This is a genomic window from Chitinophaga sp., assembly GCF_036569125.1.
GTDB lineage: Bacteria > Bacteroidota > Bacteroidia > Chitinophagales > Chitinophagaceae > Chitinophaga.
This window is the reverse complement of record NZ_DATCRF010000070.1, coordinates 1-5,099: the sequence shown is the minus strand read 5'-3', so window position 1 is coordinate 5,099 and position 5,099 is coordinate 1. Positions and strand designations below refer to the sequence as shown.

General features: G+C 49.0%; 4 protein-coding genes. 2 read left to right on the top strand and 2 right to left on the bottom strand.

Going from position 1 to position 5,099, the window contains the following annotated elements; all coding sequences use genetic code 11:
• Positions 1–76 precede the first annotated feature (76 nt).
• Both VIM87_RS02605 and VIM87_RS02600 read right to left on the bottom strand, forming a co-directional pair.
• Positions 77–856, bottom strand: coding sequence for an enoyl-CoA hydratase-related protein (locus VIM87_RS02605; RefSeq protein WP_331995459.1), 780 nt, complete (start codon positions 854–856; stop codon positions 77–79).
• Positions 857–1,113: 257 nt separating this feature from the next.
• Entirely contained in the window at positions 1,114–3,141 is a 2,028-nt protein-coding gene (locus VIM87_RS02600) for a S9 family peptidase (RefSeq protein ID WP_331995458.1), read from the bottom strand.
• A 223-nt stretch (positions 3,142–3,364) separates the two neighbouring features.
• Here VIM87_RS02600 and hflX point away from each other — a divergent pair, with 223 nt between their 5' ends.
• Together hflX and VIM87_RS02590 are read left to right on the top strand one after the other, a co-directional pair.
• The gene (hflX, locus tag VIM87_RS02595) at positions 3,365–4,555 is read left to right on the top strand and encodes a GTPase HflX (protein ID WP_089906804.1); all 1,191 of its coding nucleotides are present in this window, start codon (positions 3,365–3,367) and stop codon (positions 4,553–4,555) included.
• Between the two features lie 47 nt (positions 4,556–4,602).
• Complete coding sequence (locus VIM87_RS02590) at positions 4,603–4,950, top strand: Rieske (2Fe-2S) protein (protein WP_089906803.1); 348 nt, start codon at positions 4,603–4,605, stop codon at positions 4,948–4,950.
• Positions 4,951–5,099: the final 149 nt, after the last annotated feature.

Genomic DNA, 5,099 nt, shown 5'->3' with positions numbered 1-5,099 from the left:
AGCACATCAGCACATTAGCATATCAGCACATTACCCATCATTTGCACATCTGCATATTTGCACATCTGCACATTCTCTACTCTCCTTTGAATGCCGGTTTACGTTTTTCAATAAAAGCCGTAACCCCTTCTTTATAATCGGCAGAGCGGCCGGCAATTTCCTGGCAATAGGCTTCGTAATCCAGGATGGCATCCAGGTTCTCCGTCATGCCTTTGGTGAGCATTTTTTTCATGAGGGCAATGGCCTTGGTAGGTGCATTGGCGTAAAAGGCAGCTTCTGCCTGTACGGCGGCATCCAGCTCTCCGGCAGGTACTACTTTATTCACCAGTCCTAATTGGAGTGCTTCGGGCGCCGTGAGCTTGGTGGCTTTGGTTGCCATTTCAAATGCGCGGTGATAGCCAATCGTACGCGGTAAAAAGTAAGAGCTGCCGGAATCCAGCACCAGCGCAATATTCACAAAGATCTCTATAAGGGTAGCGGTTTCGCTGGCAATGATCAGGTCACAGGCCAGGGCCAGTGAGCAGCCGGCGCCTGCAGCTACGCCATTCAGCTTACAGATTACAGGTTTAGGCAGGTTGCGGATAGCGCGGATAATGGGATTATAACGTTTATGCAGGGATTCACTGAAGCTGCGGTTGCCTGCTTCCTGGGAAGCTTTCAGATCTTGTCCGCTGCAAAAGGCTTTGCCGGCGCCGGTTATCACTATGGCCCGCACAGCGGTATCTTTTTCAACCTGTTTCAGGGCATCCTGTAATTCATAGCTCAGCGGATCATTGAAGGCATTATATACCTCCGGCCGGTTAAGGGTAATGGTGGCGATGCCGTTTTGGGTGTGGAGTAAAAGGGAAGTGAACATGGAATTACGAATTAATTAATTACGAATTACGAATTGGAATGCAGCGGAGGATTTAATTGAATTGTCAATTACGAATCATGAATAGGAATGCAGTGCTTGAATGGTGGGATGTTTTGTTTCCCCTTGGCCATCACTGCCTTTCATTGAATTTTTAAAATCAATGATCTACTCAATTATTCGCATTCATATCTATTTTTCAATGGTGCTCATGAATGCTTCGCATTTCGTAATTCGTAATTGACAAATTCATAATTCAGCTACAAGGTTTCTTTCAGCCAGCTGAAAAATTCCCGCTGCCATACCAGCGCATTCTGCGCACGCAGCACCCAGTGGTTTTCTTCAGGGAAGTACAGCAGTTTGCTTTTAATACCTTTTAGCTGCGCCAGCTGAAAGGCCTGTAAGCCCTGTTCTATACCTACCCGGAAATCAATACCGCCCTGCACAATAAGGATGGGGGTATTCCATTTGTTAGCGTAGTTGCTGGGGTTAAACTCCTGGTGGCTTTTTGCATTGGCAGCATCCCAGGGAGCGCCAATATCCCAGTTGGCAAACCACATTTCTTCTGTAGTGCCGTACCAGCTTTTGAGGTCAAATAAACCATCGTGCGCAATAAAAGTTTTAAAACGGTTGTTGTGCACACCGGCCAGCATGTATACGGAGTAGCCGCCGTAGCTGGCGCCTACTGCGCCTAAGCGGCTTTTATCTACATAGGGCTCCTGGCTTACGGCGTCAATGGCGCTCAGGTAATCGCGGATGGGTTGTCCGCCCCAGTCTTTGCTGATAGATGCATTCCATTCCACCCCATGCCCCGGCATGCCGCGGCGGTTGGGCGCTACCACAATATAACCCTGAGAGGCAATGAGCTGAAAGTTCCAGCGGTAAGAGTAGAACTGTGATACGGCTGCCTGCGGGCCGCCCTGGCAATACAATAAGGTGGGATATTTTTTAGCAGGGTCAAAGTCCGGCGGATAGATCACCCAGGTCAGCATTTCTTTATTATCCGTGGTTTTAACCCAGCGCTTTTCTATTTTACACATGCCGGTTTTGTCGTACACGGCTTTGTTTACAGTGGTCAGCGGCTGCAGGCTGCCTTTGGGCAGGCTTACGGTAAACAGCTCGGTGGCATGGTTCATATCCTGGCGGGATACCACCAGCGTATTGCCTGCCTGGCCAACAAAACCGGTAATATCAAAATCACCGGTAGTAACCTGGCGTATATGCTTAGCCGTTGTAGCGGCAAGATCTTTCTGCAGGCTGATCTCCAGCAGCTGTTCCGTACCTTTTATCACAGCCAGGAAAAACAGCTGCTTACCATCCAGGCTCCAGCGTATAGCCGATGCCGTACCGTCCCAATCTTTGGTAAGGTTGGTGATCTTACCGCTGCTGCGTTCCATTACCACCACATCATTTTTATCTGCCTCAAAACCGTCCTGCGCCATGCTGGTCCAGGCCAGGTGTTTGCCATCCGGGCTAAAAACGGGGCTTACATCGTAGCCCATCATGCCCTCGCTGAGGTTGCGGGTACTGCGGGTTTCAAGGTTGTACTCGTAAATATCGGTGTTGGTGCTGGTGGCATAATCTTTCCCGAATTTCTTTTTGCATACGTACAGGATGCTTTTACCATCCGGCGCCCATATCATATCTTCTGCGCCGCCAAAGGGCATTTGCGGGGCGTCATAGGGCTCGCCTTCCATAATGTCTATGGGCGTGCCTACCTGGCCGTTATCATAGGTAGCATAAAATACATGCTGAAAGTTGCCGTCTTCCCAGGTATCCCAGTGGCGATAGTTCAGGTTGTCATAGATCTGCACATTGGATTTCGGCAGGTCGGGGTAAAAGTCGCTGCCGCTCACTTTTTTGATCTTCACTTCTTTGGAAAACAGGATGTGTTTTCCGTCCGGCGAGATGCGGATGTTCTGCATACCGCCTTCCACATTGGTTTTTTGTACAGCGCCGGTGCCGTCGGCGTTCATTTCCCACCATTGGTCTTTCAGGGAGTAGCCGATCTGCTGGCCCTGCAGGGCGGCAATACCGTTTTCGCCCCCGGGCTGCTGGGTGATCTGTTTGGCTTCGCCGCCGGCAAGGGGAATGGCGTACAGGTTCTTTTCACTTTTGTTTTCGGCAATGTCGTATTGCGTTACGCCGTAAATAACGGTTTTGCCGTCTGCTGTCAGAGCTTCGCCGCTCACCCGCCCCAGCTGCCAGAGCAGTTCGGGCGTCATTTTATCCTGCGCCATGGTCATAGTAGAGATCAATAATCCTGTCAGTAAAAAAGGTTTATACATGGTTGTAACCGGTTTTTTGGATGGCTAAATGTAGGAAAAATAGTCCATGGACGATGGTCCGTGGTCCATAGCCTGCTGCGTTTATGGGATTTACCGGGGTATTGCAGGCCGTCAAACCATCGGCTGTTTTTTGTGGCGCCAGAGGGACTTAAACAGGCCATGGACTATTGACTATGGACCATGGACTAAATATTCCCTAATTTTGCCTAAATTTTTATAAGCATTGTTAGATAAGCAGAAAGTAGTTCAACAAGAGGAAAAGGCAGTTATTGTGGGATTGATCCACCAGGAACAAACCGAACGCCAGGTGCAGGAGTACCTGGACGAGCTGGCCTTCCTGGCGGAAACTGCCGGCGCAATCACCGTTAAACGGTATACGCAAAAGCTGGCGCACCCCGACCGGGCTACCTTTATAGGTAAGGGTAAGCTGGAAGAGATCAGGCAGTTCATCTTCGGGAAAGATATTTCATTGGTAATATTTGATGATGAGCTAACCGGCTCGCAGATCTCCAATATTGAAAAGGTGCTGAAGGCGAAGGTAATAGACCGCAGTGACCTGATCCTGGACATCTTTGCCCGTCGCGCCCGTACGGCCCAGGCCAAAGTGCAGGTGGAGCTGGCGCAGTACCAGTACATACTGCCACGCCTGCGCGGTATGTGGACGCACCTGGAACGTTTAGGTGGCGGTATTGGTACCAGGGGCCCTGGTGAAACGGAAATTGAAACGGACCGCCGTATTGTAAAGGATAAGATCTCCCTGCTGCGTAAACGCCTGGGCGAAATAGATAAACAGGCCCTTACCCAGCGCAAGGAACGGGGAGAATACATTCGTGTTGCCCTGGTAGGTTATACCAACGTGGGCAAAAGCACCATCATGAACCTCATCAGTAAAAGCGAGGTATTTGCAGAGAACAAGCTGTTTGCTACCCTGGACACTACTACCCGTAAAGTGGTGTTTGAGCAAACGCCTTTTTTGCTCAGCGATACGGTAGGGTTCATCCGCAAGCTGCCCCACCATTTGGTGGAGAGCTTTAAATCCACGCTGGACGAGGTGCGCGAAAGCGATATCCTGCTGCATGTAGTGGATATTTCACATCCGCAGTACGAGGACCAGGTGGAGGTAGTGAACCGCACTTTGCATGAGCTGAAGGCTATTGACAAGCCCACCATCATGATCTTTAACAAGATGGACCTGTACGAGGAGCAAACCTTTGACAAGTGGCTGGCCCCTGAAGTAAAGCAGGATATTTTACGGCAGCTAAAGGAAACCTGGGAACAGAAAACCAATGGTAATTGCGTGTTCATATCTGCCCTGGAACGCCGCAACATTGAGGAGCTGCGTAAAACCATTATGGATAAAGTGATGACCCTGTACCGGGAGCGCTATCCTTACAAATCGGAATATTTTTATTAGAATAGCTGAATGGTTACAGATCCTGTAACCATTTAACATTAGGACATATGGCCAAACAATACACCTGGTATAAGATAGATGCAGAGAATTTGATAGTAGCAGAACAGGAGATCATCACTGTAGATGTAAACGGTAAAACGATCTGCTGTACCCAATATCAGTCACAGCTATACGCTTTTGCATACAAATGTCCGCATGCCAGTGGTATTATGGCCGATGGTTTTATTGATAATGATGGTAACGCGGTGTGTCCCATACATCGTTACCGGTTTAGTGTGAAGAACGGGTATAATAGCAGCGGGGAGGGATATTACCTGAAAACCTACCCTATTGAAAAGCGGGAGGACGGGGTGTATATAGGTATGGAGAAGAGCGGCCTGTTTGGGTGGCTGTGATACTAGCAGTTAGCTATTAGCTGTTAGCAGTTAGCTATTAATTTTCTGTTAATAGTACCTTACGCGGTGCTATCAATATTCCATAGCTGTATTTTTTCCGCATGATCTCCGATACGAATGAAAGGCAGGTTAGCCTGCTTATAATAGGC